We start from the raw sequence: 26,689 nt of genomic DNA on the forward strand, positions 1-26,689 counted from the left end.
CGGGACGCCCTGGCGGCCTCAGGCCGAGCACCAGGAGAGAACACCATGAGCACCACCGAACGGGCCTCGCGCCCGAACGACCCCGCACGCCCGGACGACGCCGCATCCGGACGGCTCGCGTCGCGCCGCACCTTCCTCGGCCGCGCCGCTGGGGCGCTCGCCGGAGCGTCTGTCGCCGGCCTCGGAACCGCCGCCGCGGTGCCGGCCGCGAGCTCGCCGGTGACGCCGGAGGACCCGGCCCTGGTCGCCCTCGGCGAGAAGGTCGGCCCGGCGCTCGACGCCTTCCGCGCCGCCAAGGCGGCGAAGGCCGAGGCGCGCGCCCGAGCCGAGGCGCTGTGCCCGGCCGTTCCCGCCGATCTGGTGCACCAGGATGGCCGGCAGCCCTTCGTGCTCAACCTGCATGCCTGCGTCCGGGAGGAGGTCGACGTCGAGGGCCAGCCGGTCCGGCCCCCGGGCTGGCGGGACGCGAGCGGTCGGTGGGAGCAGCCGCGCGGCCGCTCGATCTACGCCGCCGGCTACATCGAGGAGGCGATCGAGGAGGGGTGGCTGGCCGCGTCGCCCCGGTCGCGGCAGGGCAGGCATGTTCGACACCTCCTCGCCCTGGCCGAGCAGCACGAGTCGGCGCGGGCCGCCGCGATCGAGATGTCCGGCCTCCCGGCCGCCAAGGAAGCGCTTCGCGCGGCAGAGCGCGATCTCGAGGCGCTGGCGCAGAACGTGCGCGACACGGAGGCGGCCACCCCGGCCGGCGTTCTGATTATCGCCCGTGTGGCGGCAGCGTTCGGCGAGGCGACGCACCCGGCGACGGCTGGCGTCGTGCTCGGCCCCGCGCTGGTCGGCGCCGTGCTGCGTGTCATCGACGCGAAGGGGGGAGGCGCAGCCGATGCCTGAGCCCCTCGCCGCGATCGCCGTCCTCGCCGCGATCGTCTCGGCCCTCGCCGGCTTCGCCGCCGGCCGGGCCTCGGCCGCCCTGCCGCAGCACTGCGGCGTCACCATCCTCCGGAGGAATGCACCATGAAAGACACCAAGCCCGTGAGCGCACAGGACATCGCCTTCGACATGGAGGAGAGCCTGAACGCCGCCCGCGACCTCGTGCGCGCCGTCATGCTCGCGGCGGGCTCGCTGCAGGTTCCGGAGCGGCACGCCATGTTCAGACTGGCCGAGGTGATCGGCGAGCGCCTGGAAGCCGTCGAGGATCAGCGGATGCAGATCGTTCGCCTCGGCCACGACGGCGCACCCGCTGCGGTCGAGTCCGCGCCGGACCCGCGCGCCACCTTCACGGCGATGCTCGGCCGGCTGGTGCTGGTCGACGAGACGCTCCGGGCGCGCCACGTCGGGCCGGGCTTCGCCTATGACGGCGAGGCGGGCGACCGGGTGATCGCGCTGTGCTCGCGGCTGGCGGGCAGCTACGACGAGAACAGCCGCGACGATCAGGACGCCGACCAAGCGATCCGCGACTTCGCCGCGGCCTACGGGGTGGATCTCGATTGGCTCTGCACCGGCACCCTGACGGGGCTCATCGTGAAGGCGGCGGCCGCGAAGGCGGGAGGGGCGGCCGATGCGTGACCACACCCCTTCGGACGCTCGCCGCCAGCGCCGCCCGGTCGGGCCCCCCGTCGCGCCGGTGTTCGTCGATCCTGCCAAGTTTCCGGACGTCTACGCCCTCACGGCCGACGGGGATTGCATGGGTGCCGAACTGCCGAATGGGGCCAAGCTCGGATTCACCACGGCCGAGCGGCCACGTCGGGGCGATATCGTCGTGCTGTGGTTCCGGCCCGGCAGGGTGCCGGCGGGGCCGCATCAGGCTCGCGTGAAGCGACTGGTGAGGGAGCCGCCGTCATGGGTGTCGTTCCCCCACCAGGACGTCCCGGGGTCCGAGGTCGAACCGTTCCTCGCCGTGGAGATGACGCACCCGCCTCGGCGGTTCGAGATCCGGTGCGCCGACCTCTTGGCGATGCACAAGTTCATCGGCGTCATCCCACCCGAGCGCCTCGCTTGGCCGAAGGTTCCGGCCGAGGCGGTCGCTTTGGACGGGCGGCCGTGATCGAACGCCGGTCGGTGGCGGCCGAGGCCTGACCACCAGCACCGCCCGCTCGGCTCCGGCCGGGCGGGTCTTCACATGCCGGCTGTTGGGCCGTTATCACATGCATGCAACTGTCTTGACATGCAAGCATATGAGTGTACTGTATGTGCATGCTTATCGATGGCCGACAAGCGCAAGCATATGAGGGAGTCATGAAGCGGATTGTGAACGGGGTCACCTACAACACCGACACGTCTGTCAAGATCGGTCGGTACTGTTTCGAGAACGACGACAATGTCGATTGCGTGGCCACCCTCTATCAGACCCGCGGTGGAGCGTTCTTCGAAGTCGAGGAAGGCGCGAAGAAGGTATGGAATCAGCGCGAACAGAAGGAACAAGCCCGCGAATACTCGACGGTTACGCCGATGAGCGTGGAGCAGGCGCAGAAGTGGATTCTGGAGATCGATAATGTCGAGATCTTCCAGAACCCGTTTGGCGACCCGCCCGAGGCCGCGGCCGAGGACTCGCCCGGCGCGACGATCTACGTCCGGGTGCCGGAGTCCTTTAAGCGCCGGATCGAGCGCGAGGCCACTGAGAACAAGGCATCGGTGAACAACTGGATGATGCGCTGCGCCGAGCGCTGCATGGAAGATAGCGACATCCGGAACGCGAAGGGGTTGGTCCACGCATGGGACATTGCTGCGACTTTCCGCGCCCACAACAACGACGGTGAATGGAGTCGTGAGACCTGCATCGAGGCGCTCGCCGAGGTCGCGAATCTCATCGAACGGTACTGTGAAGACCGCTTCGGAACTGACGCGCTCGCCAACGCCACGGTGGACCCGGATTCAACGCTCGAATCGTATCGGAAGCGCTTCGAGGCCTACGCCAGTGGCGAGACCCGCGAATGATGACCCAGCCCGCCGGGTCCGCACGGCGGGCGCTTGTACAAGCCGCATGCGAGAGGAGGGACCATGACCGACCAAGTCGAGAAGGCTGCGAGGCAGTTCGCGAACTACGCCGCTGTGCACCCGGAGCTCAGCGCCGACGAGATGAAGCAGTGGTGCCGCACATCCTGCGAGTGCCACGCTATCGAGGGCCAGGAAGAGGCGGTTGCCGCGATGGCGCTGGAGCTACTTCCCGGCCTTCGTGCCGCCCACGAGGCAGAGACGCTGTCCCCTGAGCAGTGGGAGCAGGTCATGCGGCTGGTGGAGGCGATCAGCGGGAAGCGGCCCGAGTAGCGCGTCATGATCCCGGCGAACGTTTGAGGGCCGCTCCGGTGGGGCGGCCCTTTTCGTTCGGAGCCTCGCCCCGGCCGTGAAGGCCGAGGCGAGGGCAGATTCGATGGTCGGCGGGACCGTTGAAATCTGCGTCGCGCAACCTGTCCGGACGCAACCGGAGCGTCAATTGCCTCGCAGGACTACTCCCGGCGCATCGTCGCCGGGTCGAACGGCCCGACCGCCTCGACACGGGCTCGGAACGCCGCCTTGGCCGCGTCCAGGCTGTCGGCGTCGCCGCGGTCGGCCGCGCTGTTCGGGAACAGGTAGAACGACCAGAACCACGCCCACGACCCGCCGGCGCGCTGCACCCGCATGATGCGACCGATCGCACGGCCGTCTGTGACCACGGTCCAGTCGTCGGGCAGGGGCGTGCCGGTCGGGATCTCGGTCGGGCGGAGGGCGAGGTTCATGTCCCCAGGCGGTGCGCCGAAAAGCTGTGACCCGCCTGTGACCCGGCCTTCCGGCCCGTGACCCGCTCTAACGCAAGTACCTGACGAGAAATGTGAATTGGTGGCTGGGGGACCTGGATTCGAACCAAGACTAGCGGAGTCAGAGTCCGCTGTTCTACCATTAAACTATCCCCCAAGACTCCCGAGCGGCATCAGTCGCTGCACTCGGAAATCGTCCGGTCCCGAAACGTGTTCCGGGATCGGGGTCGGCGGCGGTTCTTTTAGCGAGTCTCCGTCCTCGGGTCTAGGGGGTCTGTGGCAGGCGCGCGATGCGGGGGCCGACCGGCATCCTGCCGCTCGTGGCCGGATGGGTGCCAGGGCGATGGCGGGTGGGCAGCGGGGGCGCCGCGAGCGCGGGCCGTTGGTCGCGAGCTTGGTGGCCAGTGCTTCCGTCGACAGCCGCTCGCTTGACCCTGCACGGGCCTGGTAGCTATATCCAATATGATACAGCACGGCGCCGTCGCGCGATCCTCGACCCGGTCGGTCGACCGGGTCGCCCGGACGGGCGCCGCCCAGCAGGAGTGCCCGTCATGATTCGTCCGCTCGTCCATGCCCTGGTCGGGGCGCTGCTCGCCGTGTCGACCGGCTTCACCGCGGCGGCTCAGGACAGTGCGCCCGTCACGGTGTTCGCCGCCGCCTCGTTGCAGAACGCGCTGAACGACATCGCCAAGCAGTTCACCGCGGAGACCAAGCAGCCGGTGCGGTTCTCCTACGCGGCCTCCTCGACGCTCGCGCGCCAGATGGAGCAGGGCGCGCCGGCCGACCTGTTCGCCTCCGCCGACCTCGAATGGATGGACTGGGCCGAGCAGAAGAAGCTGATCGATCCGAAGTCGCGCGTCAGCCTTCTCGGCAACCGCCTCGTCGTGGTGGCGCCGACCGACGGCAAGCTTGCCACGGTCGATCTCACCAAGGACGGCCTGAAGGCGGCGCTCGGCGACGGCCGGCTCGCCACCGGCGCGGTCGCCTCGGTGCCGGTGGGCAAGTACGCCAAGGCGGCGCTGCAGACGCTCGGCCTGTGGGGCGAGGTCGAGCCGAATCTCGCCCAGGCGGAGAGCGTGCGGGCCGCGCTGGTGCTGGTGGCGCGTGGCGAGGCGTCGCTCGGCATCGTCTACGAGACCGACGCCAAGGTCGAGCCGCGCGTAAAAGTGGTCGCCGTGCTCCCGGCCGACTCGCACGCCCCGATCGTCTACCCGTTCGCCCTGACCGCGACCGCCAAGGGCGACGCCCCGGCGAAGTTCCTGGCCTATCTCTCGCAGCCCAAGGCCCGTGCCGTGTTCGAGGCGGGCGGCTTCACGGTGCTGAAGCCGGCCGGGCACTGAGCCCGGCCGCCGGTCCGTCCCGCGCCGCGGCGTCGCGCCGCCGGGGCGGGCCTTTGCGTCGCCGCGTCGGATTTGCTTCAAGGGCGGCGGCCGGGAATGGGCGCGCCGACGCCGCGCTCCGGCCGTGCCCTGAAGGCCCGCCGGAGGTTCGATGTCCCGTCTGTCCGTCCCGTCCCTGCAGGTGCCTGCGGGCGCGCTCGCTCCGGCGCTGCCGCCGCGCCGCCGTGCCGCGCTGGCACTCGCGGCGATCCTCGGCACCGGCGTCGTGGTCGGCCTCGTGTTCGGGCTGTGGCCGCGGCTCGATCTCGCCGTGACGTCGCTCGCCTTCGATCCGGCGCTGCGCCTGTTCGCCTACACCTACACGCCGTCCCTGCAGGCGATCCGCGACGTCAACGACACCATCGTGCGGGCCGTCGCGATTTCCGCCGGCGTGATCCTGATCCTGTGGCTCGCCGCCCCGCGGGTCGCCGCGGCACGGCTGCCGCAGGCGCTGTCGCTGCGCGCCGCGCTGTTCGTGCTGGCGACCCTCGTGGTGGCGCCCGGGCTGATCATCAACGGCATCCTCAAGCCCTTCGGCGGGCGGCCGCGGCCGATCGAGGTGACGCAGTTCGGCGGCACGCTCGATTTCGTGCCGTGGTGGAGCCCGTTCGGCCGCTGCGATTCGAACTGCTCGTTCGCGTCGGGCGAGATGTCGAGCGCGATGTGGCTGCTCGCCGTCGCGGTGCTGCTGCCGCCACGCTGGCGCCCGCTCGGCATCGTCGCGGTGCTCGCCTGGGCGCTCGCGGTCGGCGGCGTGCGCATCGCCATGGGCGGGCATTTCACGTCCGACGTGCTGATGTCGGCGGTCATCACGGCGCTGACCGTGTGGGTGCTGCACGCCCTGATCCTGCGGCCGGGCGAGCGGACCGCCTGACGATCAGTCGGTCACGGCCACGGGCACACGGCGAGCGGCGGCAGCGGGTCCTTCGGGCCGGTGAGCCGGAAGGCGTGGAAGCCGCGCGGGCCGCCCGTGCCTTCGCCGGTGCGGGTGATGCCGAGCGGCTCGACGGTCGCCACATGCGGCCTTATGCGCGCCTCGTCGCGGCACACCGTCACCAGCAGCACCGGCCCGGCGGTCTGCGGACCATACGGCGTGCCGAGATCGAACGAGGGAATCTCCTCGGTCCGCCACGACAGCACCGGGATCCCTTCGTCGCGCAGATAGTAGAGGAGGGCGCCGAGGTCGCCGCGGGAATCGCTGACGATCGCGGTCGCCCCGGCGGCGCGTGCCGCGGCCCCGGCCTTCTCCGCGAAGTCGCGCCAGCCGAGCGTGCGCGAATACGGGTTGGGGTTCTTCAGCAAAGGCAGCGCGACGCGGTCGGCGACCACGTCGCCGACCAGCAGCAGCGCTTGCGTCACCGCGCCGATCACCAGGCTCGCGGTGATCCAGCCGAAGGCGCGCTCGCGCACCAGCGTCGCCGCGGCGACGACGACGCCGGACACGAAGGCGACGGCGGCCCAGTTCGCATAGGCGTGCACGGTGACGGCGAAGGCGGTGACGAGCGCGACCGGGAACAGCGAGAAGGCGATCATCACCCGGTCGGCCTCGGGGAGGCGCCCGCGGAAAAGCCGCACCGTGACGACGATCATCACGGCGAAGATGACGGGTCCGAACACGCCGAATTGCGCGCCGAGGAACTCGAGCGCCCGCAGCGCGCTCCAGCGCACCTCCTCGCCGATGACGAGGCCGCCGGTGTGCTTGAACGTGATGAAGCCGGTCGCGGCGTTCCAGATCAGGTTGGGCGAGACGACGACGAGCGCGACGAGAAGCGCCACCCACAGATGCGGGCCGCGCAGCAGCGCGCGGGCGCGCGGGCTGACGATCGCCGCGATGACGATGCCGGGCACGATGTAGATCATCGCGTATTTGGCGAGCAGCCCGAGGCCGGTGGCGACGCCCATCAGGAGCGCGTGGCGCCAGCGTGGTGCCTCGAGGAGCTTCACATAGGCGTAGAGCGCCACGGCCCAGAAGAACAGCAGCGGCACGTCGGTCGAGACGATGCGCGACGAGAACGCCGCGCCGGTGGTCAGCGCCGTCATCAGCGCGGCCCAGAAGCCGGTGCGCTCGTCGTAGAGGGCGCGGCCGATCGCGTACACGACGAGGCTGGTGCCGCAATAGAAGATCGGCGCCGGCGCCCGCACGCACCATTCGGCCTCGCCGCAGACGCGCTCGGCGCCGAAGATGATCCAGGCGAGCAGCGGCGGCTTCGAGTAGTAGCCGAAGGCGAGGTTCTGGGCCCACGACCAGTACTGCGCCTCGTCGTAGAAGAGGTCGACGATCGAGTAGCGCAGCCCGACGAGCCGCAGTGCGGTGAGCGCCAGCAGGATGACGACCAGCAGCGGGAGATGGTCGAGCGGCTTGCGGGGCGCCGCGAGATCGCCCGTCGCGGGTCGCACGGCGTCGATCGGGGTCTTCAGGGGGAGGGCGCTTCGCATGGATCCGGTCGCGGCGTTGTCGGGCCGCCCCGTCTACCAGCCGCCTCCGGGCGATTCAATGAAGGGGGGGCGCGGGCGTGGTCGTCCCGGGGCGTGCGTACCCCGGACAAGGCGCAGCAGGCCAAAGGCCTGATGCGCCGCAGAGCCGGGGCCCAGGGACGTCAAAGACAGACGCCTGCCGGTCTCGCCCTCCGAGCCGCCCGTCGTAGCGCTCCTGGGTCCCGGCTCACGGTGCACCGCTGCGCGTCGCACCGCGTCCGGGACACGGGCGCAGTGCACAGGCCGGGATCCGGGGCGGCCTGCAAGGCCGAACCCGGATCCCGGCCCAGCATGCGGTGTTCGCCGCTGGATTCCGGGTTCGCGCCGGAGCCTGCGCCCGGACGGCGCGAAGCGCCGATCCGGGTGGCGCGCCCCGGAATGACGGCGAGATACGGACCGCTGCCGTGCCTCACCCCCTGCGGGAAATGTCGACGCCCGACTCGGTGGCGATGTCGACGTCCTTGGTGTCGCGCAGGAAGATGGCGCCGACCAGCACGGTCATGCCGGCGACGGCGATCGGGTACCACAGGCCGGCATAGATATCGCCCGTGGAGGCGACGATCGCGGTGGCGAGGAGCGGCAGCATGCCGCCAAACCAGCCGTTGCCGATGTGGTAGGGCAGCGACATCGAGGTGTAGCGGATGCGGGTCGGGAACATCTCGACCAGGAACGCCGCCATCGGTGCGTAGACCATGACGACGTAGAGCACCATCACGAGCAGCACGAGCTCCGCCATCACCCAGTCGACCTTCGCCGGGTCGGCGTAGGGCGGGTAGCCGGCGGTCGCGAAGGCCGCCTCCCAGCGCGGCTGGTCCCAGCCCTCGACCCGCGTGTCGCCGATGATCAGCGTCACCGGCCCGCCCGGCGCGTCGGCCTTCTGGAACGAGACGCCGCGCTTGGTGACGAAGTCCTGGGCGCGGTCGCAGTCGGAGAAGTCCGACCACGGCCCGACGAAGACGTGGACGCGGCAGTCCGTCCGGTCGGCCGAGATGGTGATGGTCGAGCGCGCCTGGAAGGCCGCGAGGTCGGGGTTCACGGCCTGCGTCAGCACCTGGAACAGCGGGATGTAGGTCGCGGCGGCGAGCAGGCAGCCGAGCAGGATGATCTTCAGCCGGCCGACCCGGTCGGACAGCCATCCGAACGCGATGAACAGCGGCGTGCCGACCAGCAGGGACAGGCCGACCAGCATGTAGGCGAGCACGTAGTCGAGCTGCAGCGTGATCTGCAGGAAGAACAGCGCGTAGAACTGGCCCGTGTACCAGACGACGCCCTGGCCGGCCGTCGCGCCGAGCAGCGCCAGCATCACGTACTTGTTGTTCGGCCAGCGGAAGAAGCTCTCGGTCAGCGGCGCCTTGGAGCCTTTGCCCTCCTCCTTCATGCGCTGGAAGATCGGCGTCTCGTTGAGCCGCAGCCGGATCCAGATCGACAGCACGAGGAGCGCCAGCGAGACGACGAAGGGAATGCGCCAGCCCCACGAGGCGAAGCTGTCGGCGTCCATGGCGAGGCGGGCGATGCCGATCACCAAGAGCGCCAGGAAGAAGCCGAGCGTCGCCGTCGTCTGGATGAAGCTCGTGGCGAAGCCGCGGTTGCGCGGCCGCGCGTGCTCGGCCACGTAGGTCGCCGCCCCGCCGTATTCGCCGCCGAGCGCCAGGCCCTGGATCAGGCGCAGCCCGACGAGCAGCAAGGGCGCGGCCCAGCCGATGGTGTCGAAGGTCGGCAGAAGGCCGACCAGGAAGGTCGCCCCGCCCATCACGAAGATGGTGACCAGGAACGTGTACTTGCGCCCGACCAGGTCGCCGATGCGGCCGAACACCAGGGCGCCGAACGGCCGCACCAGGAAGCCCGCCGCATAGGTCGCGAAGGCGGAGAGCAGGGCGGCCGTGTCGTTGCCGGGCGGAAAGAACAGCGCGGCGAAGAACGGCGCCAGCGTCGCGTAGAGATAGAAGTCGTACCACTCGAAGACGGTGCCGAGCGACGAGGCGAAGATGACGAACTTCTCGTCCTTCGTCATGCCGGCGCCGCGCGCCGAAATCCGGCTCCTGTGCATCGTCTCGTGCCTCGGCGTTTCCGATCTGTGGTTTCTTGGGGTTGGGACCGTCCGGCCGAACCGGCTCGTCCGACCCAAGGTGTAGGACGCGCGGGGCCGAAAAGTCTCTCCGGATCTTCGCGGGATAGTCGAAAGTCGAAGCGGCCGCCGCGCGCCGCAGGCCGCGGCCGCTCGTCCGGCGCCGGCCCGGCGCGACGCGCGCGCCCTCGTGCAGGCCGGGAAAGGTCTGGAATCGTTAGGGTTAAAGGGTGAAATCGCGGCTCCTGCGAGGTGAACCGAGGGGAATCTCAAAAGTTGTCCGCTGTGGTGGACGAGCGGGCGGGATCCGCGCGGGGGATGTCGCGCGACGTCTCGTGGCGCGACGACCGACGCACCGATGGGCGGCAGGAGGGGGCATGGATCGCAGGCGGATCATCGAAGCGGGGCTCGTCGGGCTCGCTCTCTCGACGGCCGTCGTCGCGACGTCCACGGTCGCCCAGGACAACGGACCGGTGATCGTGATTCCGGGCCGGCGCGACGTCCCGGTCTTCGTCAACGGGCGCGAGGCGTCCTATGCGGTCGTCGAAGGCGACTGGGGGCTCTACCGGGCCGGCTGGATCGGGCCGACCGTCATCCAGCCGCTGTGCTGCAGTCCCGGACCGAATGTCGGGCGCCACCGCCCGTATTATCCGAGCTCGGGCGAGCTGCCGCGGCTCGGCCGGCTCGAATACGATCCCGACAAGGGCAAGCCGCCGAAGCCGGCGGAGGCGTTCCATCAGTCGTGGCAGGCGAAGTCGGACGACAATCCGGTCACGCTGATGCCGCCCGACTATTCGTACAACATGCCGGGCGGCCTCGTGGTGACGCCGCCTTGGGGCGGGCCGGGTCCGGCGCCGGGGCCGGGTCCGTGGCCGCCACCGCGGCCGCGGAACGGCGGCGGGGGACGGCGGTGAGCCGTCGGACCGGCCAGGGCGGCGCGGCGAAGCGGCCGCTTTCCGTGCCGGCGGGTCCGGCGTAGGGTTTTCGTCGGTGGCGGAGTCGAGTCCGCCGACCGCAGTGACGACCAGAGGGACGGGTCATGCGTCGCAGCGTTCAGGGTCTGAGGTTCGGGGTCGTCGCCGCGGCGGCCATCGGAGCCGTCACGGTGGTCGGAAGCGGAGCGGCGTTGGCCCAGGGCTGTTGCGTCGGTGGACCCGTGGTCGTCTACGGCGCCGCGCCGGTGCCGCCGGCGGTGCCGCCCACCGGCTACATCCTCGACCCCTCCGATGCGCGCCGTCCCATGTACGTGGTCGACCAGGGCCCGCTCTATCGCGGCCCCGGCATCTATGCGGTGCCGACCTTCTCGGAGGGCGGCTACGCCTACACGATCCGCTATCCTTATACCTGGGGGCCGGCCCACCGGCCCTACAAGCGATGGTACGGGCCGCGTCGCTACGGCTATGTCGGCCCGAGCGATCTCGGCGTCGCCGAGCGGGTCGCCGGGGCGCCCCCTTACGGCGCCTACGAGGTGCGGCCGGCGCCGCGCGCCAAGGTGATCGACGTCACCCGGGTCGCCCGCGCCGAGGTGATCGACGGCCCGGCGAGCGATCCTGTCGCCACCGGCTCGGTGCCGAAACGTCCGGCCCCGAAGGCGGCGCCGCGCGCGCCCGGCCGCTGAGGATCGACGGAGCCGACACCTCGCGTGGGCTACTATTGGCGCCAGGCCCGGATCCTGCTGCATCACGCCGTCTACGACCGCACGCGTGACGCGCTCGAGCGCTGGCCGAGCGGGCGTGCCCGCACGGTCGCGGCGGCCGACATCGTCGGGGCGCCCGCGGCGTTGCAGGACCGCCGCTACGAGGCCTTTCCGCGCCTGCCGCTCCTGTGGGCGCTCGACGCGCTGGCGATCGATCCGGCCGAGACCACCTTCGTGGACTACGGAGCGGGGCGCGGCCGGATGCTGCTCGCCGCGGCCGGGCGGCCGTTCCGCCGCTGCGTCGGGGTGGAGTTCTCGGCCAGCCTGGTGGCCGAGGCGCGTGACAACATTTCCGCCTGGCCGGCCGAGCGCCTCGCCTGCCGCGATCTCTCGGTCGTGCATGCGGACGCGGCCGATTACGTGCCGCCCGCCGGCGACCTCGTGCTGTTCTTCTACAACCCGTTCGCCCGCGAGGTGCTCGACCGCGTCGCCGACCGGCTCGAGGAGGCGGCCGCGGCCGAGCCGCGAAACATCCGGATCGTCTACGTCAATCCGCGCGGCTGGGCGCTGTTCTTCGGACGGCCGGCGTTCCGCCGGCTCGCCGTCCCCCTCGCGGCGCGGGCGAAGCTCGCACTCCTCGGTGCCGGGCCGATCGCGTTCTTCACGGTCGAGCCGTCGTGAGGCGGCCCGTTCGGCCGGGCGGCGCGCCGGCCGGCCCGGTCAGGCGCCGGCCTTCAGCCGCGTGTGGGCGACATAGAGGGCGAGCGCCGTCGCGTTCGACACGTTGAGGCTGGTGATCTGGCCCGGCAGGTCGATGCGGGCGACCGCGTCGCAGGTCTGCCGGGTGAGCTGGCGCAGGCCCTTGCCCTCGGCGCCGAGCACCAGCGCCAGGGGGCCGCGCAGGGGCGTGTCGGCGAGATCGGCCGTCCCCTCGCTGTCGAGCCCGACCGTCATCCAGCCGTTGTCCTTCAGCGCCGTGAGCGCCCGCGCGAGGTTGCCCACCGTGACGATCGGCACGATGTCGAGGGCGCCGGACGCGGCCTTGGCGAGCACGCCGGTCGCCTCCGGGCTGTGGCGCGCCGTGGTGACGACGGCGGCGACCGCGAAGGCGGCGGCCGAGCGCATGATGGCGCCGACATTGTGCGGATCGGTGATCTGGTCGAGCACCAGCACCAGCCCCTCGGCCGGCAGCTCGGAGATGTCGGGCGACTCGAGCGGGTCGGCCTCGGCGAGCAGGCCCTGATGCACCGCCTCGGGGCCGACGATCGCGGCGATCTCGTCGGGCCGCACCAGGGTCGGAGCGACCGGGGTCGACACGCCCTCCTCGGCGAGGCGGTGGGCGGCATTCTCGGTGGCCAGCAGGCGGCGGAAGCGCCGCGCCGGATTCTCCAGCGCCGCCTTCACGGTGTGCCAGCCGTAGAGAATCGCCGGGCCGTCGCCGCGCGACTCGGGCCGGCCGCGCCGGGCGAAGGCCGCCTTCTTGCGCGAGCCGTCCTTTGGGAACCGATTCTTGCGGTCCTTGCCGGGCCCGGCCTTGCGCGTGTCGTCCCGGCGCGTGTCGTCCCTGCGGGGTTCGTCCTTGCGATCGTTCTTGCTGGCCCAGGGCGTCACCGCGCCGGCGGCGCGCCCGCCCTCCGGCCGCCCGCCTTCGGGCCGCCACGGCCGCTTACCGCCGGATCCGGCTCCGGCCGACCCGGATCCGGATCGGAACGGCTTATGCGGGCGGTCGCGGTCGGTCATGGTCGGGTCCGGCTCGGGTCTCTGGAACGGATGGGTCGGGACTGCATAGCGGGGCAGGGCGCACGGCGCCACTGCGGCATTGCCGAAGGTTCCGCGGCTGTCGAGCGACGGGGCCGCCCGGACCGTCCGCGAGACTGTGCGGACCGGCTTTGCGGACCGGGCTTTTTCGTGTTGACACCCGGGGGAGGGCCACCCATAAGAACGGCCCGACGCGCGGCGCACCCGCCGGTCTTCCGGACACCTCGACCGTGGTCCGGACCGTGGACCGAGACGCTGCCGAGCGCGACGTGGGGGAGTGTCCCGAGCGGCAAAGGGGGCGGACTGTAAATCCGCTGGCTATGCCTTCGTAGGTTCGAGTCCTACCTCCCCCACCATCCGCTTTCTAACACCCTGAATTCAATGACATAATTGAGCTGCCTCCCGCACCATTGCGAGGTTGCGGGAACTGTCGCGCGCAAAATCGAATGGCACGGCGCGCAAGATCAGGTGGCAGCGGTTCCGGTTTGGATGAAGCGCGCCTTCGAAGGCGGGTCTCGACGGGCGCGAGGCTGATGCCCTCGAGCGGCATCGCCGCGACCGGCCGTGCCGGCCGGTGCTTCGCCCATCGTCGACGCGGTCCAGCCCGGCGCACCGTTCGGGTCGCGTGTGTTGCGCCGGCGTTACCGCCCGTCGGGCGTCCCCCTGCTAGCCTGACGGTGTGGATTCGCAGGGGCTCGTCATGATCCGACAGGTGGTCCCGGTGCTCGCGGGACTGCCGCTCGCAACGACGGCGCAGGCGGCCGATCTCGCCGTGAGGGCGCCGCCGCCGCCTGCGCCGAGCTGGACCGGCGTCTATGTCGGGGCGACGTTCGGCGGCGCTTGGGCCGACCGTGACCTGCGCCTCTTCGGCAACGATCTCCCGGCCACCAACCGGCTCGCCGCGATCAGCAACTTCGTTGGCAATCAGCCGGTCGTGGCGCCGGGCTTTTCGGCCGGTTTGATCACGGGCGGCCTGGAGGCCGGCTTCGACGTGCAGGCCAGCGCCGCCGTGGTGGCCGGCTTCGTCGCCGACGTCAGTCTGATGTCGCTCGAAGGCAGCGGCGTTGGCACCAGCGCTCTGTTTCCGCCGAGCTACACCCAGACGCTCACCGCCGATCAAAAGGTCGACTGGTGGGGCACCCTGCGGGCGCGGGTCGGCTGGCTCGCCACCGACAACCTGCTGCTCTACGCCACCGGCGGCCTCGCCTACGGACAGGTCGAGCGGTCCGCCGCCTACCGGTTCGACGGGCCGCCCGGGGCGATCGCCGGCGGCGTCGGCGGCGTGTCGTATCGGTGCCCGGCGCCGGGCCAGACCTGCTTCGCGGGATCGGCGTCGGGAGTCGAGCTTGGGTTCACGGCCGGAGCCGGAGCCGAGTTGCTCATCGCCCGGCAATGGAGCCTCAAGGCGGAGTATCTCTATGTGAGCCTGGGCCGCGCCTCGGTCGATGCCGTCGCGCTCACGCTCCTGAACGCGTCCGACCGGGCGAGCTCCTTCACCGCCGACTTCGGCCGGACCGATTTCCAGGTGGCCCGCGGCGGCATCGTCTACCGCTTCTGAGGCCAGACCCGGGCCGCCGCGGAAGGTCGACCGCCCTGGCCGGATGCGGCGGCGGGGCGCCGGGCCCGGACGGCGTCGTCAGCGTGACCGGCGCCCCGCCGGGCGATCGTGACATTCCGGGCGGCGGATGCCGGAACGCGGCTCCGCCCATTCTTGGCCACGCCGCTCGGCCCGCCGCGATGGCGGCGTCCAGGAGCGGCCGGCCGGTGCGCCTCAACGGCGATGCTTGCTGCGGGCCGATGTCGACTCGGTGCTGTCGATGAGCCCGAAGGCCTCGAGGCTTTCGCGGGCCCGCTCGGACACGGCGGCCGGGTGACGGCGGAAGGTGTCGAGGATCGCCAGCAGCGCGGTGGGCGGATCGTCGGACTTCGGGTTCGGGGTCGGGCTCATGGGGGTGCCTCGTTTGGTCTCTCTATCTGTGAGTGCCTGCTGTCGACAGGTTCTAAGGTGGCTTCGGGTTACCAGGATCGTCCGAGCCGTCAAGTCTCCGCTTGACGGATCACCGCAATGCAAAGAGATCATGCCGGCAAATTCGCCTTTGCCGACAAGCACGCATGCACTCGCTGCATTCCCACTGTGCGAAGACTTGCACAGCTTCGTAAAACACAGCTTACGGACCTAGACTACGTCCGGGCACAGTTTTGGACCACCCGGGTCGGTTTTCGGATTTATTTGCGGCGCACCCTGGACCGACTCGCCGGGCCTGGCCCGCCGCGGCCCGCCACGCGCCGGGTTTTGCCCGGGAGCCTCCCGGACCCGGCGGCCCGCCGGCGGCCGATGCGCGAGGGCCCGTTCACACCCGCCCGAGACCGGTGAGCACCGGGGTAGGGGGCGTGGGGCGGACCGTGGCCCTTTTGGCGCGCGCGGGTGGGAGCCCGACGCAGTTGCCGTACCGGTCGGCGGGCGGGACGCCATCGAGGGCGCGCGCGGGCCGGTCGACGCCGCGTCGGATCGCGAGCCTGCGACCCGGAAAAAGCGCCTCTCGAGGACAGCCTCGCGGCGGGCCCGACGGGGGCCGCGCCGAAGCGCTGCGGCGCGCGCGAGCGGCCGCCAGCGACGGTCCGGAGGAGCGGCTGCACCAGGGTTGAAGTCGCCCCGGTCTTGTGCGAGAAGCCGACCGTGCCGCAAAGGCCGCGTCCGGCCACCGCAAGGCGACCGTGAACGCTGCGGCGGGTGTAGCTCAATGGTAGAGCAACAGCCTTCCAAGCTGATGACGAGGGTTCGATTCCCTTCACCCGCTCCAGTTCTTTTTCCGGACCCAAATCAATCACGTGGTGTGCGGCTGGCGGTGGGTTCCGTGACGGATTCGGCAAAGGTCGGTGTGGCGGTGCTGTAACCGCTGACCCGCCCTCGCGGCGATCCCGCGGTGGCTTCCGCGGAGGTGCGAACGCGCGAGGGATCGGGCGCTGCCTTCGGACGCTCAGCTCGGTCGTCGAGGTTCGGCACGATAGGCGCCTTCGGGCATGGGCTCGGCAACGGATCGGGCTTTGCGGCGCGTTGCGCCGTGTCGGGGTACGCGCGCGCGACGCGGTCGTCCGGGTCACCTCGCTGACGGCTCACGCCGGCCCGCCAGCTGGAGGCCGTCGCGGATGTTGAGGCCGATCAGGGCGAGGTTGACGGGGCCGGCCAGGAGCTCGAGCGCCTGCACGGCCTGGAACGTCGGCCCGAAGTCGCCCCGCGCCGACAGCACCGCGAGCGTGACGGCGCAGGGGACCAGGATCAGCACGCCGTTCGCCGCGATCACCGGCATGCGGCGCTGCTTGGCGCGGATCGCGGGCGTGGTGCTCCACGCGGTGGCGTTCGATCGGAAGGCGGCACCGCCGGCGAGGCGGAACCCGGACAGACCCGTGACGGCGAGGATGGGCACCAGCAGCAGGAGCGCCCAGGCGATCGCCTGCTTGACCGCGGCGACGGTTCCGAGATCGGCGAGCAGCTCCGACCAGACCGTGGTGGTCCAGAAGGTCAGGATGGTCAGGAACGCGGCCGTCCCGGCGAGGCCGTGGACGACGGGCAGGGCGCCGACGGGAGCCGGGCGGCTGGCGGTCGCGGACATGGCAGTCTCCTCCTGTCGCAAGGGATCGGGTCAGGTGGTGTCCGGGACGGTCTCGCCAGCCGCGCCGGACCGGGTCTCGGGCCCGGTCTCGTCGCCGGCGGCGAGGGCCGCCTCCAGCCGCGCCACGAGGGTGCGCATGACGGCGGTGGCGCCGACGATGTCGTCCGCCGACAGGCCGTCGGCGATGAGCCCGTCGGCGAGGCCGTTCGACCAGCCGACATGGCGCAGGATCGCGGCGTCGTAGGTGGCGCGGCCGTGCGCCGACAGCACGACCAGCTTGGCGCGGCGGTGGTGCGGGTTGGCGGCGAAGCCGACCAGCCCCTCGGCCGCCATCACGTCGACGACGCGCTGCACCGACTGGCGCGTGAGGCCCATGTCGCGGGCGATATGGGCGACCGGGGCGCCGCGCCCGGCCATCGCGATGGCGCCGAGGACCTGCCAGCGCGCGCTGGTCAGGCCGATCGGCGCGACCAGCCGGTCGCCGGCGGCGAGCAGGCGGCCGTTGAGCCGGAAGGTCTCCAGCATCAGCGCCGTGAGGGCATCGCCCTCGGAGGTCTGGGTCTCGTGGAAGCGTCCTAACATGACAGGATGCAAACATAACGACAGTATGCTGTCAATAAGCTGGCAGGGGCGTGACCCGGCCCGGCGCGGGTCGGTGCTGGCTATTCGGGGCGTGGTGTGGGACAGGGGCGCATGACGCCTTCAGCCCGCATCGCCGCCGCCATTGCGGTCCTCGCCGACATCGAGGCCCGCCGCCGTCCCGCCGCCGACGCCCTCAAGGACTGGGGCCTGTCGCACCGCTTCGCCGGGTCCGGCGACCGCGCCGCGATCGCCGGCCTCGTCTACGACGCGCTGCGCCGCAAGGCTTCGGCGGCCCATCTCCTGGGCGCGACCACGTCGCGGGCGGTCGTCCTCGGCATGCTGCGGCTGGACCGCGGCCTCGACCTGGCGGCGTTGGAAAAGCTGTTCGATGGCGGCCGTTTCGCCCCGGATCCTCTGACCGCGGACGAACGTGCGGCGGTGTCCGCCGCGACCGACGGCGGCGCGATCGGCGACGCCCCCGCCCATGTCGCCGGCGACTATCCGGAGTGGCTCGACCTGCCGCTCGCCCGGGTGTTCGGCGACGACCGCGTCACCGAGGGGCGGGCGCTGGCGCACCGGGCGCCGCTCGATCTGCGGATCAACACGCTCGCCGCGTCGAAGGAGACGGGACGCGACGCCAACGCTCCGCGGGACAAGGATGCTCTGCGGGACAAGGTTTTGGCCGAGCTCTCGCATCTGAAGCCGCAGCCGACCCGGTGGTCGCCGGTCGGCCTGCGCGTCGCCATCGGGGCGGATGCCAAGAGTCCGCCCGTGCACGCCGAGCCCGCCTTCATCAAGGGCCAGATCGAGGTGCAGGACGAGGGCTCGCAGGTCGCGGCGTTGCTGGCCGCGGCGCGGCCGGGCGAGCAGGTGATCGACCTGTGCGCCGGCGGCGGCGGCAAGACGCTGGCGCTCGCCGCCAGCATGGAGAACAAGGGCCAGCTCTACGCCACCGACCTCGACAAGCGCCGCCTCGCGCCGATCCATGCGCGCCTCGAGCGCGCTGGCGTCCGCGACGTCCAGGTCCGCACGCCGCGCCCCGACATCGACGTGCTCGACGATCTCTCCGGCCGCGCCGACCTGGTGGTGGTCGACGCGCCCTGCACGGGCACCGGGACGTGGCGCCGCAACCCGGACGCCAAGTGGCGGATGCGGCCGGGCTCGCTGTCCGAGCGTCTCGCCCAGCAGAAGACCGTGCTCGACCGCGCCGCCGGCCTGGTGCGGCCGGGCGGCCGCATCGTCTACGTCACCTGCTCACTGCTCGCCGACGAGAACACCGATCAGATCCAGGCCTTTCTCGGCCGCCACCCGGGTTTTGTCCCGGTGCCGCCGGAGAAGACCGTCTCGGTGCTGGGCGACAAGGCGCCGGCCTTCCTCGACTCGGTCCTGACCTTCCCCGAAGGCCTGCTGATGACCCCCCGCCGCACCGGCACGGACGGCTTCTTCGTCGCCGTGCTGCGCCGGGAGGGGTGACGCCCGGCCACGACCTCTCGGCCTCGTGCCCCGGACGACGCGCAGCCGGCCGGAGGCCGGGATGCGTGGCGAGCCGGGGCCCAGGGGCCCGCACGCGAGGAGTATCAGAGAGCAAGTCGCCTGATCGCCCCTGGGTCCCCGTTCGCGTCGCTCCGCGCCGCGCCCGGGACACGGGGCTGCGGCCCAGGCGGCACCGTGCCTCCGGGGCGCCGCCGTTATTCCGCGTCCTTGTCCTTCTCCGCCTTCGCCGTGCCGCCCGGCTGCCAGGCCGCGACCGTCGCGAGGTCGGTCTCCACGCTCCAGCGGCCCGGCTTTCCCGGGCGGGCGGCGGCGTCGGCGAGCAGGGCGCGGAACTCGCTCCGCGGCACCGTGCGGAATCCCATGTCCAGGATGGTGGGCGTCGGCCACTTGCCGTCGTCGAGCAGGAAGCCCCACTGCGCCAGATGCCAGTGCAGCACCGTGAAGCCGATCTTCGAGGTGTTGGGCTCGTGCGAGAACTGCGACTCGGTGAAGAAGGCGCCGCCGGCCGCCACCCCGTAGCCGCCGCCGACCAGCTCGCCCGCCTCGTTCCACACCTCGAAGGAGTGGACATGGCCGGCGTCGAACGCCTCGGCATAGAGCCGCATGATCCGCGGCGTGATCCAGGTGAGATGCCAGCGCCCCGCCCGGCGCCCCGCGCAGGCCGTGATCACGCCCTCGAAGTCGCGGTCGAACGTGACGCTATACCGGCCCTGCCGCATCTGGCGGCGCAGCCGCTTGGCGATGTGCAGCTCGTCGAGCAGCAGGATGCAGCGCTCGGTGGGCGAAATCCATTTCAGCGGCCCGACATGGGCGAACGGGAACAGGCCGCGCCCATAGGCCGCCGTCAGCGTCGCGGGCGAGGCGTCGTCGACGATGCCGCACACCCCGAACGGGTTCACGGTACGGTCCGGATCGGGCAGGCCCGCGGGTCGACCGAGGAGGTCGCGCGCCCACAGCCGCGCCAGGCCCGGCAGTCCTTTCGCACGCGGGCCTTTCAGCGACCAGGCCGTGCCGAGCGCGATGCGCTGAAGCCGCTGGGCGGGGCTTTCCCGGAACAGGGCGCGGCGGCGGGCGTCCGCGTCGGCGCCCGCGTCGGGGCAGGGGGTGGCGACGGCCGGGGACAGGGGCATGGCAGGCTCGCTTCGCGCGCGGGACGGGCGCTCGTCGGCCGGATCATCGCCGGTCCGCCTTTCGGGACTATTACGAAGGAGCGAGCACGACGGAGCGAGACGCCGCTTCGCCCACGATTTCACCGTGGGTTGCGGGCGGCCCGGATTGCGGCGGAGCCCCCGATCCGCTAACCCCAGCGCCATGAAACACGACAAGATCCTCATCGTCGACTTCGGCTCCCAGGTCACCCAGCTCATCGCCCGCCGGGTGCGCGAGGAGGGGGTCTATTCCGAGATCGTGCCCTACCAGAAGGCGGCCGAGGCCTACGCCGCGATGCGCCCGAAGGGCATCATCCTGTCGGGCGGCCCCGCCTCGGTGCACGAGGAGGGGGCGCCGCTGCCGCCGACCTCGCTCTACGAGGCCGGCGTGCCGATCCTCGGCATCTGCTACGGCGAGCAGGCGATGGCCCACCAGCTCGGCGGCCTGGTCGAGGGCGGCCACCACCGCGAGTTCGGCCGCGCCGAGGTGCAGGTCACCGACGAGTGCCTGTTGGTCGACGGCATCTGGCAGGTCGGCGAGAAGTATCCGGTGTGGATGAGCCACGGCGACCGCGTCACCCGCCCACCCGAGGGCTTCAAGGTGGTCGGCACCTCGCCGAACGCGCCGATCGCGATCATCGCCGACGAGACCCGCCATTTCTACGGCACCCAGTTCCACCTCGAGGTGATGCACACGCCGCACGGCGCGCTGCTGCTGCGCAACTTCGTGCGCAAGGTCGCGGGTTGCGAGGGCGACTGGACGATGCGCACCTTCAAGGAGGAGGCGATCGAGAAGCTGCGCGCCCAGGTCGGCGACGGCAAGGTGATCTGCGGCCTCTCGGGCGGCGTCGACTCGGCGGTCGCCGCCGTGCTGCTGCACGAGGCGATCGGCAACCAGCTCACCTGCGTCTTCGTCGACCACGGGCTTCTGCGCCGCGGCGAGGCCAAGCGGGTGATCGCGATGTTCCGCGGCCACTACAACATCCCGCTCGTCCACGTGAACGCGCGCGAGCAGTTTCTTGCCGCGCTCGACGGCGTCACCGACCCGGAAGACAAGCGAAAGATCATCGGCAAGGCTTTCATCGACATCTTCGAGGAGGAGGCCAAGAAGCTCGGCGGCGCCGAGTTTTTGGCACAGGGCACGCTCTATCCGGACGTGATCGAGAGCGTCTCGGCGACCGGCGGCCCGTCGGTGACGATCAAGTCGCACCACAATGTCGGCGGCTTGCCCGAGCGCATGAACATGAAGCTCGTCGAGCCGCTGCGCGAATTGTTCAAGGACGAGGTCCGCGCGCTCGGCCGTGAGCTCGGGCTGCCCGACGTGTTCGTCGGCCGCCACCCGTTCCCGGGCCCCGGCCTCGCGATCCGCTGCCCGGGCGAGATCACGGCCGAGAAGCTGGAGATCCTCCGGTATGCGGACGAGATCTACATCGAGGAGATCCGTCGCGCCGGCCTCTACGACGACATCTGGCAGGCCTTCGCGGTGCTCCTCCCGGTCAAGACCGTCGGCGTGATGGGCGACGGCCGCACCTACGACTACGTCGTCGCGCTGCGCGCCGTCACCTCGACGGACGGCATGACGGCCGACTTCTACCCCTTCGACATGAAGTTTTTAGGCCACGCCGCCACCCGCATCATCAACGAGGTGAAGGGCGTGAACCGCGTGGTCTACGACGTGACGAGCAAGCCGCCCGGGACGATCGAGTGGGAATGATTCAGGCCCATCCGGCGCTATCCCAAAGCACGCCAGAATACGCCGCAACGCACTGATAAAACAAATAAAATAAGCCAAAGACGTTCGGGAACTATCGGTCGGCAGAGATCGCCGCTGACGTACTCCCTGACGGTACGGCTCCCCGTTGCGAAATCTGATTTCATCCGATACCGTCAGCGTCTGGGCACCGTGTGACGGTCTTTTTTGTGACCTAAGATACTGTAATAAAAAGAGATTTAGTCGCTCAGGGTCCAGAAAACGGCCTGACGGTCTTTTTTCGAGGAGGCGGCCCAAATGCTGACGGACTCAGCGCTTAAGCACCTGAAACCAAAAGACAAAATTTATAAGGTGACGGATCGGGACGGCATGTACGTGCTGGTGAAGCCATCCGGGACACTCACCTTTCGGATGGACTACCGGATGAATGGGCGGCGCGAGACCGTCACCTTCGGGAAGTACGGTCCTGCGGGGCTGTCCCTCGCTCGAGCACGAGAGCTGTGCATCGACGCCAAGCGGGCGATCAGCGAGGGACGATCGCCGGCGATCGAAAAGCAGCGGGAGAAGCGTCGGCTCTTGGAAGCGAAGAGCTTTGGTCAGTTCGGCGAGAAATGGCTGACCGCGGGGCCGATGGCGGACAGTACGCGGGCGATGCGCCGGTCAATCTTCGAGCGCGAGCTGCTGCCGAAGTGGCGCAACAGGCTGCTGACCGAGATCACACCGGATGACCTCCGGGCTCTTTGCGGGGCGATCGTCGAGCGGGGCGCGCCCGCCACGGCGATCCACGTCCGCGACATCGTCAAGCAAATCTACGGCTTCGCGATCCTGCACGGGGAGAAGGTCGCCAATCCCGCTGATGATGTGGGGCCGTCCTCGATCGCGACATTCGTGCCGAAGGACCGATCGCTCTCGCCTACTGAGATCAGGATCATGCTCAAGCTGATTGAGAAGGTCGCGACACTGCCGACAATCAGGCTCGGCATGCGCCTCTACCTACAGACCATGGTGCGCAAGAGCGAGCTGCAGGACGCCACGTGGGACGAAGTCGATTTCGAGAATGCCGTGTGGACGATTCCGAAGGAGCGCATGAAGCGTTCGAAGGCGCACAACGTGTATCTGTCGCGGCAAACACTCGACATCATGATCGCGCTGAAGACCTGCGCAGGGAATTCGCGATACCTGTTGCCGTCGCGGTACGACGCGGATGCGCCGATGTCGCGCGCGACGTTCAACCGGGTAACCTACTCGGTTGTTGAACTGGCGAAGAAGGAAGGTCTGCCACTCGAGCCATTCACGGTTCACGATCTCCGAAGGACGGGATCCACGCTGCTCAACGAGCTCGGTTTCAATAGCGACTGGATCGAGAAGTGTCTTGCGCACGAGGATGGTCGTTCGTCACGTGGCGTCTATAACAAGGCGGAGTACGAAGTTCAGCGTCGCCACATGATGCAGGAGTGGTCGGACATTATCGACGCCTGGGTCGCTGGGAAGAAGCGCGTCCCGGTACTCATCCCGCCCTCGATGCCGCTGCTTGAACCCGACCCGGCTCTCGAACAGGGCGCGACCGCCGCTGCCTGACATCAGGAGATTGAGCTCGGGGCACAGGAGTTGATCGACGCGAGGCAAGCCAGGCTTCGACCTCCGCCAAATCCCAGACGACACAGCGTGGCGATAGGGCGAAGCGTCTGGGAAACTCGCCACGCTGTTCCATCTCGTAGATGGTGCTGTCGGCGAGAGGCACCATTTCGCGCAATTGGTGTCGACGGATAGTCCGCTTAATCGGGCCGTCATTCCGCTGAGCCATCTTCGTCTCCTCAATTCCTCCTCTTGAGGAAATGAACGCGATAGGCTCCGAAAGGGAAGGGCGGAAATTCAGACGTGGGATAGCAGGCTACTGTGGCGTACAAAAAGAAAGTTGTCTGGCTGGTGATCGATGCACTCATCTCCAAAAGATGCGGTGCTCTGGAGGTCAGGTCACAAGTTCGAAGTGTGTCGGGTGCGGTGCTTCGTGGTAAGACGACTGGATGCTATGCGCACGGCATTGCATCGCAGGGTAGCGGTCGCAGCCTAGCGTAGGTGGCGCCCCAGCGTAGATGAAACTGATAACTACGTTTTCGCTGGGACGGGATGATAATGCAGCGGATCAGCATCGGATGCCGCCAAGAGCTACCGAGATCCACCTATACTACTGGATAGCTGATCGATGCGATCCCCAGCCCTCCATCTCTCCCGGACCGTCGATCGTGACATCAGATAACTTGCTGTTGCCCCATGGTTTTGTGGAATTTTGCCAAGCAAGATTTTCATGAACGGGTCTCATGAAAGCTATCCGATTTCGGCATCTAACCCGTTTGCGCGTTAGCTCCTACCTTTATGAGACCCCATTCTCTCGAAGGAACCATCATGAAACCATTGGCCGCAGCTCTCATCACCGCAGCACTTTCTGGTGGAGCGGTATTGGCCCAGGATAACAGGTATCCCATCATGTCCAATAACATCGAGCGCGTGGCGCCCGCACTGGAGCGCTACACAACTGAAGGGCTGTTCGGTAAGGTGTGGGGCGACGCGTCGCTTTCGGCACGAGACCGCAGTCTCGTGACTGTCGCGATCCTGATCGCCCGCAATCAGACTGGCGAATTATCGGATTACATCACGCGGGCGCTTAATTCCGGTGTGAGCGCGCGGGAGATTTCCGAGACCATCACGCATCTCGCTTTCTATGCAGGCTGGGGCAACGCCATGTCGGCGGTCGATGCCGCCGCTAAAGCCTTCGAGGCAAAGGGCGTGGCGGCGAACGATCTGCCCGCGATCAAGCCAGAACTTCTGCCTTTAAATCAAGAGGCCGAGAACGTCCGAGAGACGCGTGTCCGATCCGACTTTGGCAACGTATCCCAAGGTGTCGTCGACAACACGCGCGAATTCCTGTTCCGCGATCTATGGCTCCGGCCCGATCTGGCGCCACGCGACCGAAGCCTGATAACGGTCGCAGCTCTCATTGCGTCCGGACAGGTGGCGCAGATGCCGTTCCATCTGAATCGGGCAATGGACAACGGCCTCACACGGGAGGAGGCCGGTGGCGTGCTGGCGCATGCAGCCTTCTACACCGGCTGGCCGAACGTTTTCACGGCTCTTCCGGTCGCCAAACAGGTGTTTGAGAGCCGCAGGAATTGATTCTGCGCCAATCGTCGCCCTTCCGGTTCTAACGCGAGGAAGGGCGGCGCACTTCTGCTATTGATGCGCACGCATCTGACGCGCTGTGAACACGTAATCGGTTGCAGCTTGCGGCTGATGACAAGAGGCGCAGCGCGACCCGTCCTCGCTCATGTTCGGGGTTCGATCCGGGGCGAACTCACGAAACAACCACGCACCAGCTCCCGACACGGATTCCCACGCCTGACGTTTTTCCATGACGATGTAACGGTAGAGTGCGCCGTTGCGATAATCCTCCATCATGATGACCGTACCATCGGGAAGAGGTTGGTTGGCCTTGGCGGCGGCGATCGCCTCGGGAGCCCGTTAAGCTGCCCATCCGAAATATACGACAGGGTACGCTATGGTACTCTATCTATCTGATCTGACTGGATTTTCAAAAAGCCGAGGAGCACGTTGTTATCCGACACTGCGCTGCAATTTCCGCCCGGGTGCTTACGTGGTGCTTACGCGAGAAGTCGGCGTGGCGATCTGAGAGAATGTGATGGCCAAGATCACCAAGAGGGTCGCCGACGCCGCCGAAGTGCGGGAGAAGGACTACGTCATTTGGGATGACGAGTTGCCCGGCTTCGGCCTCCGCGTTTTCACCTCGGGCAAGCGAAGCTACGTCATCCAATATCGTGCAGGTGGTCGCTCGCGTCGCTACACCATAGGCCTTCACGGAGTCTGGACCCCGGAGACGGTCCGTCAGGAGGCGAAGATCCAATTCGGCCGGATCGCGCAGGGCAACAATCCCGCCGAGGAACGGCACCTCGATCACAAGGCGCTCACCGTCAAGGAACTTTGCACATTGTACATGGCGGATCTCGAGGCTGGTCTCATCCTCGGGAAAGGCGGACGGTCAAAGAAGCCGAGCACTATCACCGTCGACGTCGGCCGCATCCACCGGCACATCATCCCGCTGATCGGCATGCGGCGCGTGAAGGATCTGACGAAGGCTGACATTAACAAGGTCCTGAAGGACATCATGGCTGGAAAGACCCGGGTGTCCGTCAAAACCAAAAAACTTCGCGGCAAGGCCATCGTGCGAGGTGGAGCTGGAACCGCAACCCGAACGGTCGGCTTGCTTGGTGGTATTCTCACCTATGCCGTCGAAGCCGGCATCATAGAGAGCAATCCGGCACACGGCATCCGCAAGCCGAAAGACAATGTGCGAACGCGTCGTTTGTCTGAAGCGGAGTATCGCATCCTCGGCCAGATGCTGCGCGACGCGGCGAGGCAAGAAAAATACATTACGACTGTGGACATCATTCGTCAGATTGCTCTGACAGGTTGCCGACGCAGCGAGATGATCCACTTAAAATGGTCGGAGGTCGACAGCGAGGCGAGCTATCTGCGCCTGCATGACAGCAAGGAAGGAAAATCGATTCGCGCAGTCGGTCTGCCGGTCATTGAGTATTTCGATTGCCGGCGCTTGGGCGCCGTTGGCACTTATGTTTTTCCCGGGCAGGGCGAGGACAATGCGTTCGGCAGCTTCTCGAACCACTGGGAGCAGATCTTCAAAAAGTCGCCGCTGTCGGATGTCACGCCGCACGTGCTGCGTCATAGCTTCGCTAGCATCGCGAACGACCTGGGATTCACCGAAGTCACGATCGCAGCCTTGGTAGGCCACTCAAAGGGGTCCGTTACGAGCAAATACATCCACACTCTCGACACGGCGCTCGTGATGGCTGCGGACACGATCGCGGGCTACATCCAAGGCCTGCTCGATGGCATTGAGTTCAAGCACACGGCGTATGCACTTGATCGTGACTCACGAAAGGCGGCACTTGCGCGTTTCTTGAGCAGGGCAGTTGGAGAACAAAGTATCGCGGGCGAAGCTGACGCGCGCTGGGCTGCCTGAATGATCAGATCCTCAAGCGGCTTCTTAGTCTAGTCGATGTCGTCGAGCC

At 68.8% G+C, this 26,689-nt stretch carries 27 protein-coding genes and 3 tRNA genes; 19 read left to right on the forward strand and 11 right to left on the reverse strand.

The window, feature by feature from the left end; translation table 11 throughout:
• The first annotated feature begins 45 nt into the window (after positions 1–45).
• The 6 genes from CCR97_RS19445 (at position 46) to CCR97_RS19465 (ending at position 3,261) form a co-directional block, all read left to right on the forward strand.
• The gene (locus tag CCR97_RS19445) at positions 46–888 is read left to right on the forward strand and encodes a hypothetical protein (protein WP_111356115.1); all 843 of its coding nucleotides are present in this window, start codon (positions 46–48) and stop codon (positions 886–888) included.
• Positions 881–1,015, forward strand: a complete 135-nt coding sequence (locus CCR97_RS32135; RefSeq protein ID WP_274611540.1) for a hypothetical protein — start codon at positions 881–883, stop codon at positions 1,013–1,015. The genes CCR97_RS19445 and CCR97_RS32135 overlap by 8 nt, the downstream gene beginning before the upstream one ends.
• Positions 1,012–1,563 carry a hypothetical protein gene (locus CCR97_RS19450; RefSeq protein ID WP_111356116.1) on the forward strand — a complete coding sequence of 184 codons (552 nt, stop codon included), beginning with the start codon at positions 1,012–1,014 and terminating at the stop codon, positions 1,561–1,563. Before CCR97_RS32135 ends, CCR97_RS19450 begins: the two co-directional genes overlap by 4 nt.
• Positions 1,556–2,041, forward strand: coding sequence for a hypothetical protein (locus CCR97_RS19455; protein WP_111356117.1), 486 nt, complete (start codon positions 1,556–1,558; stop codon positions 2,039–2,041). The genes CCR97_RS19450 and CCR97_RS19455 overlap by 8 nt, the downstream gene beginning before the upstream one ends.
• Before the next feature lie 191 nt (positions 2,042–2,232).
• Complete coding sequence (locus tag CCR97_RS19460) at positions 2,233–2,931, forward strand: hypothetical protein (protein WP_111356118.1); 699 nt, start codon at positions 2,233–2,235, stop codon at positions 2,929–2,931.
• Between the two features lie 63 nt (positions 2,932–2,994).
• Complete coding sequence (locus CCR97_RS19465; RefSeq protein WP_111356119.1) at positions 2,995–3,261, forward strand: hypothetical protein; 267 nt, start codon at positions 2,995–2,997, stop codon at positions 3,259–3,261.
• A gap of 179 nt (positions 3,262–3,440) precedes the next feature.
• Here the strand turns inward: CCR97_RS19465 and CCR97_RS19470 are convergent, their stop codons facing one another.
• Both CCR97_RS19470 and CCR97_RS19475 read right to left on the reverse strand, forming a co-directional pair.
• Positions 3,441–3,710: a hypothetical protein gene (locus CCR97_RS19470; RefSeq protein ID WP_111356120.1), complete on the reverse strand. Its 270-nt coding sequence runs from the start codon at positions 3,708–3,710 to the stop codon at positions 3,441–3,443.
• 101 nt (positions 3,711–3,811) lie between these two features.
• A tRNA-Gln gene (locus CCR97_RS19475) sits at positions 3,812–3,885 on the reverse strand.
• Between the two features lie 394 nt (positions 3,886–4,279).
• On the opposite strand from CCR97_RS19475, the gene modA reads away from it, so the two are divergent.
• Both modA and CCR97_RS19485 read left to right on the forward strand, forming a co-directional pair.
• A complete protein-coding gene (gene modA, locus CCR97_RS19480) occupies positions 4,280–5,068 on the forward strand; it encodes a molybdate ABC transporter substrate-binding protein (RefSeq protein ID WP_111356121.1) in 789 nt (262 codons plus the stop codon).
• Positions 5,069–5,219: 151 nt separating this feature from the next.
• Positions 5,220–5,981, forward strand: a complete 762-nt coding sequence (locus CCR97_RS19485; RefSeq protein WP_111356122.1) for a phosphatase PAP2 family protein — start codon at positions 5,220–5,222, stop codon at positions 5,979–5,981.
• A gap of 11 nt (positions 5,982–5,992) precedes the next feature.
• Here CCR97_RS19485 and CCR97_RS19490 read toward each other — a convergent pair whose 3' ends face one another.
• Both CCR97_RS19490 and CCR97_RS19495 read right to left on the reverse strand, forming a co-directional pair.
• Positions 5,993–7,543: an ArnT family glycosyltransferase gene (locus tag CCR97_RS19490; RefSeq protein WP_111356123.1), complete on the reverse strand. Its 1,551-nt coding sequence runs from the start codon at positions 7,541–7,543 to the stop codon at positions 5,993–5,995.
• Between the two features lie 448 nt (positions 7,544–7,991).
• Entirely contained in the window at positions 7,992–9,593 is a 1,602-nt protein-coding gene (locus tag CCR97_RS19495; protein WP_111360358.1) for an MFS transporter, read from the reverse strand.
• Between the two features lie 431 nt (positions 9,594–10,024).
• On the opposite strand from CCR97_RS19495, the gene CCR97_RS19500 reads away from it, so the two are divergent.
• The 3 genes from CCR97_RS19500 (at position 10,025) to CCR97_RS19510 (ending at position 11,964) form a co-directional block, all read left to right on the forward strand.
• Positions 10,025–10,561 (forward strand): hypothetical protein, encoded by a 537-nt coding sequence (locus CCR97_RS19500; protein ID WP_201159770.1) that lies wholly within the window; start codon positions 10,025–10,027, stop codon positions 10,559–10,561.
• Positions 10,562–10,686: 125 nt separating this feature from the next.
• Complete coding sequence (locus tag CCR97_RS19505) at positions 10,687–11,265, forward strand: hypothetical protein (protein ID WP_201159771.1); 579 nt, start codon at positions 10,687–10,689, stop codon at positions 11,263–11,265.
• A 24-nt stretch (positions 11,266–11,289) separates the two neighbouring features.
• Positions 11,290–11,964, forward strand: a complete 675-nt coding sequence (locus CCR97_RS19510; protein ID WP_111354993.1) for a class I SAM-dependent methyltransferase — start codon at positions 11,290–11,292, stop codon at positions 11,962–11,964.
• A 39-nt stretch (positions 11,965–12,003) separates the two neighbouring features.
• On the opposite strand, the gene rlmB is transcribed toward CCR97_RS19510, so the two are convergent.
• Positions 12,004–13,023, reverse strand: coding sequence for a 23S rRNA (guanosine(2251)-2'-O)-methyltransferase RlmB (rlmB, locus tag CCR97_RS19515; RefSeq protein WP_111354994.1), 1,020 nt, complete (start codon positions 13,021–13,023; stop codon positions 12,004–12,006).
• Between the two features lie 289 nt (positions 13,024–13,312).
• On the opposite strand from rlmB, the gene CCR97_RS19520 reads away from it, so the two are divergent.
• Positions 13,313–13,397: transfer RNA gene (locus tag CCR97_RS19520), tRNA-Tyr, on the forward strand.
• 344 nt (positions 13,398–13,741) lie between these two features.
• On the forward strand, positions 13,742–14,599 hold the full coding sequence (locus tag CCR97_RS19525) for an outer membrane protein (protein WP_111354995.1): 858 nt from the start codon (positions 13,742–13,744) through the stop codon (positions 14,597–14,599).
• Between the two features lie 213 nt (positions 14,600–14,812).
• Here the strand turns inward: CCR97_RS19525 and CCR97_RS19530 are convergent, their stop codons facing one another.
• Positions 14,813–14,989 carry a hypothetical protein gene (locus CCR97_RS19530; protein WP_170145633.1) on the reverse strand — a complete coding sequence of 59 codons (177 nt, stop codon included), beginning with the start codon at positions 14,987–14,989 and terminating at the stop codon, positions 14,813–14,815.
• A 779-nt stretch (positions 14,990–15,768) separates the two neighbouring features.
• Between CCR97_RS19530 and CCR97_RS19535 the strand changes: the two genes are divergently transcribed.
• Positions 15,769–15,842 (forward strand) — tRNA-Gly (locus tag CCR97_RS19535).
• A 297-nt stretch (positions 15,843–16,139) separates the two neighbouring features.
• Here the strand turns inward: CCR97_RS19535 and CCR97_RS19540 are convergent.
• Entirely contained in the window at positions 16,140–16,652 is a 513-nt protein-coding gene (locus CCR97_RS19540; protein ID WP_111354996.1) for a hypothetical protein, read from the reverse strand.
• A gap of 30 nt (positions 16,653–16,682) precedes the next feature.
• A complete protein-coding gene (locus tag CCR97_RS19545) occupies positions 16,683–17,234 on the reverse strand; it encodes a MarR family winged helix-turn-helix transcriptional regulator (RefSeq protein ID WP_111354997.1) in 552 nt (183 codons plus the stop codon).
• Between the two features lie 111 nt (positions 17,235–17,345).
• On the opposite strand from CCR97_RS19545, the gene CCR97_RS19550 reads away from it, so the two are divergent.
• Positions 17,346–18,707, forward strand: a complete 1,362-nt coding sequence (locus CCR97_RS19550) for an RsmB/NOP family class I SAM-dependent RNA methyltransferase (protein WP_111354998.1) — start codon at positions 17,346–17,348, stop codon at positions 18,705–18,707.
• Between the two features lie 215 nt (positions 18,708–18,922).
• Here the strand turns inward: CCR97_RS19550 and CCR97_RS19555 are convergent, their stop codons facing one another.
• Positions 18,923–19,858 carry a leucyl/phenylalanyl-tRNA--protein transferase gene (locus CCR97_RS19555; protein WP_111354999.1) on the reverse strand — a complete coding sequence of 312 codons (936 nt, stop codon included), beginning with the start codon at positions 19,856–19,858 and terminating at the stop codon, positions 18,923–18,925.
• Positions 19,859–20,039: 181 nt separating this feature from the next.
• Between CCR97_RS19555 and guaA the strand changes: the two genes are divergently transcribed.
• Together guaA and CCR97_RS19565 are read left to right on the forward strand one after the other, a co-directional pair.
• Positions 20,040–21,590, forward strand: coding sequence for a glutamine-hydrolyzing GMP synthase (gene guaA / locus CCR97_RS19560; protein ID WP_111355000.1), 1,551 nt, complete (start codon positions 20,040–20,042; stop codon positions 21,588–21,590).
• A gap of 294 nt (positions 21,591–21,884) precedes the next feature.
• On the forward strand, positions 21,885–23,165 hold the full coding sequence (locus tag CCR97_RS19565) for a tyrosine-type recombinase/integrase (RefSeq protein WP_111355001.1): 1,281 nt from the start codon (positions 21,885–21,887) through the stop codon (positions 23,163–23,165).
• Here the strand turns inward: CCR97_RS19565 and CCR97_RS19570 are convergent.
• Complete coding sequence (locus tag CCR97_RS19570) at positions 23,095–23,391, reverse strand: helix-turn-helix transcriptional regulator (RefSeq protein WP_111355002.1); 297 nt, start codon at positions 23,389–23,391, stop codon at positions 23,095–23,097. The two genes, CCR97_RS19565 and CCR97_RS19570, sit on opposite strands and share 71 nt — an antisense overlap.
• A 599-nt stretch (positions 23,392–23,990) precedes the next feature.
• On the opposite strand from CCR97_RS19570, the gene CCR97_RS19575 reads away from it, so the two are divergent.
• The gene (locus CCR97_RS19575; protein WP_111355003.1) at positions 23,991–24,758 is read left to right on the forward strand and encodes a carboxymuconolactone decarboxylase family protein; all 768 of its coding nucleotides are present in this window, start codon (positions 23,991–23,993) and stop codon (positions 24,756–24,758) included.
• A gap of 57 nt (positions 24,759–24,815) precedes the next feature.
• Here CCR97_RS19575 and CCR97_RS19580 read toward each other — a convergent pair whose 3' ends face one another.
• Complete coding sequence (locus CCR97_RS19580; protein WP_111355004.1) at positions 24,816–25,088, reverse strand: cytochrome P460 family protein; 273 nt, start codon at positions 25,086–25,088, stop codon at positions 24,816–24,818.
• Between the two features lie 193 nt (positions 25,089–25,281).
• Here CCR97_RS19580 and CCR97_RS19585 point away from each other — a divergent pair, with 193 nt between their 5' ends.
• Positions 25,282–26,640, forward strand: coding sequence for a tyrosine-type recombinase/integrase (locus tag CCR97_RS19585; RefSeq protein WP_111355005.1), 1,359 nt, complete (start codon positions 25,282–25,284; stop codon positions 26,638–26,640).
• Positions 26,641–26,689: the final 49 nt, after the last annotated feature.

Source organism: Rhodoplanes elegans, from assembly GCF_016653355.1.
Classification (GTDB): Bacteria; Pseudomonadota; Alphaproteobacteria; order Rhizobiales; family Xanthobacteraceae; genus Rhodoplanes; species Rhodoplanes elegans.

What these genes read in the sequence shown, in the direction of transcription:
- CCR97_RS19525 (WP_111354995.1), top strand. Translation starts at nt 13,742, where the DNA reads ATGATCCGACAGGTGGTCCCGGTGCTCGCGGGACTGCCGCTCGCAACG.
- CCR97_RS19530 (WP_170145633.1), bottom strand. Translation starts at nt 14,989, where the DNA reads ATGAGCCCGACCCCGAACCCGAAGTCCGACGATCCGCCCACCGCGCTG.
- CCR97_RS19565 (WP_111355001.1), top strand. Translation starts at nt 21,885, where the DNA reads ATGCTGACGGACTCAGCGCTTAAGCACCTGAAACCAAAAGACAAAATT.
- CCR97_RS19470 (WP_111356120.1), bottom strand. Translation starts at nt 3,710, where the DNA reads ATGAACCTCGCCCTCCGCCCGACCGAGATCCCGACCGGCACGCCCCTG.
- CCR97_RS19495 (WP_111360358.1), bottom strand. Translation starts at nt 9,593, where the DNA reads ATGACGAAGGACGAGAAGTTCGTCATCTTCGCCTCGTCGCTCGGCACC.
- CCR97_RS19450 (WP_111356116.1), top strand. Translation starts at nt 1,012, where the DNA reads ATGAAAGACACCAAGCCCGTGAGCGCACAGGACATCGCCTTCGACATG.
- CCR97_RS19545 (WP_111354997.1), bottom strand. Translation starts at nt 17,234, where the DNA reads ATGTTAGGACGCTTCCACGAGACCCAGACCTCCGAGGGCGATGCCCTC.
- CCR97_RS19505 (WP_201159771.1), top strand. Translation starts at nt 10,687, where the DNA reads ATGCGTCGCAGCGTTCAGGGTCTGAGGTTCGGGGTCGTCGCCGCGGCG.
- CCR97_RS19555 (WP_111354999.1), bottom strand. Translation starts at nt 19,858, where the DNA reads ATGCCCCTGTCCCCGGCCGTCGCCACCCCCTGCCCCGACGCGGGCGCC.
- CCR97_RS19485 (WP_111356122.1), top strand. Translation starts at nt 5,220, where the DNA reads ATGTCCCGTCTGTCCGTCCCGTCCCTGCAGGTGCCTGCGGGCGCGCTC.
- guaA (WP_111355000.1), top strand. Translation starts at nt 20,040, where the DNA reads ATGAAACACGACAAGATCCTCATCGTCGACTTCGGCTCCCAGGTCACC.
- CCR97_RS19570 (WP_111355002.1), bottom strand. Translation starts at nt 23,391, where the DNA reads ATGGCTCAGCGGAATGACGGCCCGATTAAGCGGACTATCCGTCGACAC.
- CCR97_RS19445 (WP_111356115.1), top strand. Translation starts at nt 46, where the DNA reads ATGAGCACCACCGAACGGGCCTCGCGCCCGAACGACCCCGCACGCCCG.
- CCR97_RS19550 (WP_111354998.1), top strand. Translation starts at nt 17,346, where the DNA reads ATGACGCCTTCAGCCCGCATCGCCGCCGCCATTGCGGTCCTCGCCGAC.
- CCR97_RS32135 (WP_274611540.1), top strand. Translation starts at nt 881, where the DNA reads ATGCCTGAGCCCCTCGCCGCGATCGCCGTCCTCGCCGCGATCGTCTCG.
- modA (WP_111356121.1), top strand. Translation starts at nt 4,280, where the DNA reads ATGATTCGTCCGCTCGTCCATGCCCTGGTCGGGGCGCTGCTCGCCGTG.
- CCR97_RS19585 (WP_111355005.1), top strand. Translation starts at nt 25,282, where the DNA reads ATGGCCAAGATCACCAAGAGGGTCGCCGACGCCGCCGAAGTGCGGGAG.
- CCR97_RS19490 (WP_111356123.1), bottom strand. Translation starts at nt 7,543, where the DNA reads ATGCGAAGCGCCCTCCCCCTGAAGACCCCGATCGACGCCGTGCGACCC.
- CCR97_RS19575 (WP_111355003.1), top strand. Translation starts at nt 23,991, where the DNA reads ATGAAACCATTGGCCGCAGCTCTCATCACCGCAGCACTTTCTGGTGGA.
- CCR97_RS19540 (WP_111354996.1), bottom strand. Translation starts at nt 16,652, where the DNA reads ATGTCCGCGACCGCCAGCCGCCCGGCTCCCGTCGGCGCCCTGCCCGTC.
- CCR97_RS19465 (WP_111356119.1), top strand. Translation starts at nt 2,995, where the DNA reads ATGACCGACCAAGTCGAGAAGGCTGCGAGGCAGTTCGCGAACTACGCC.
- CCR97_RS19500 (WP_201159770.1), top strand. Translation starts at nt 10,025, where the DNA reads ATGGATCGCAGGCGGATCATCGAAGCGGGGCTCGTCGGGCTCGCTCTC.
- CCR97_RS19460 (WP_111356118.1), top strand. Translation starts at nt 2,233, where the DNA reads ATGAAGCGGATTGTGAACGGGGTCACCTACAACACCGACACGTCTGTC.
- CCR97_RS19455 (WP_111356117.1), top strand. Translation starts at nt 1,556, where the DNA reads ATGCGTGACCACACCCCTTCGGACGCTCGCCGCCAGCGCCGCCCGGTC.
- rlmB (WP_111354994.1), bottom strand. Translation starts at nt 13,023, where the DNA reads ATGACCGACCGCGACCGCCCGCATAAGCCGTTCCGATCCGGATCCGGG.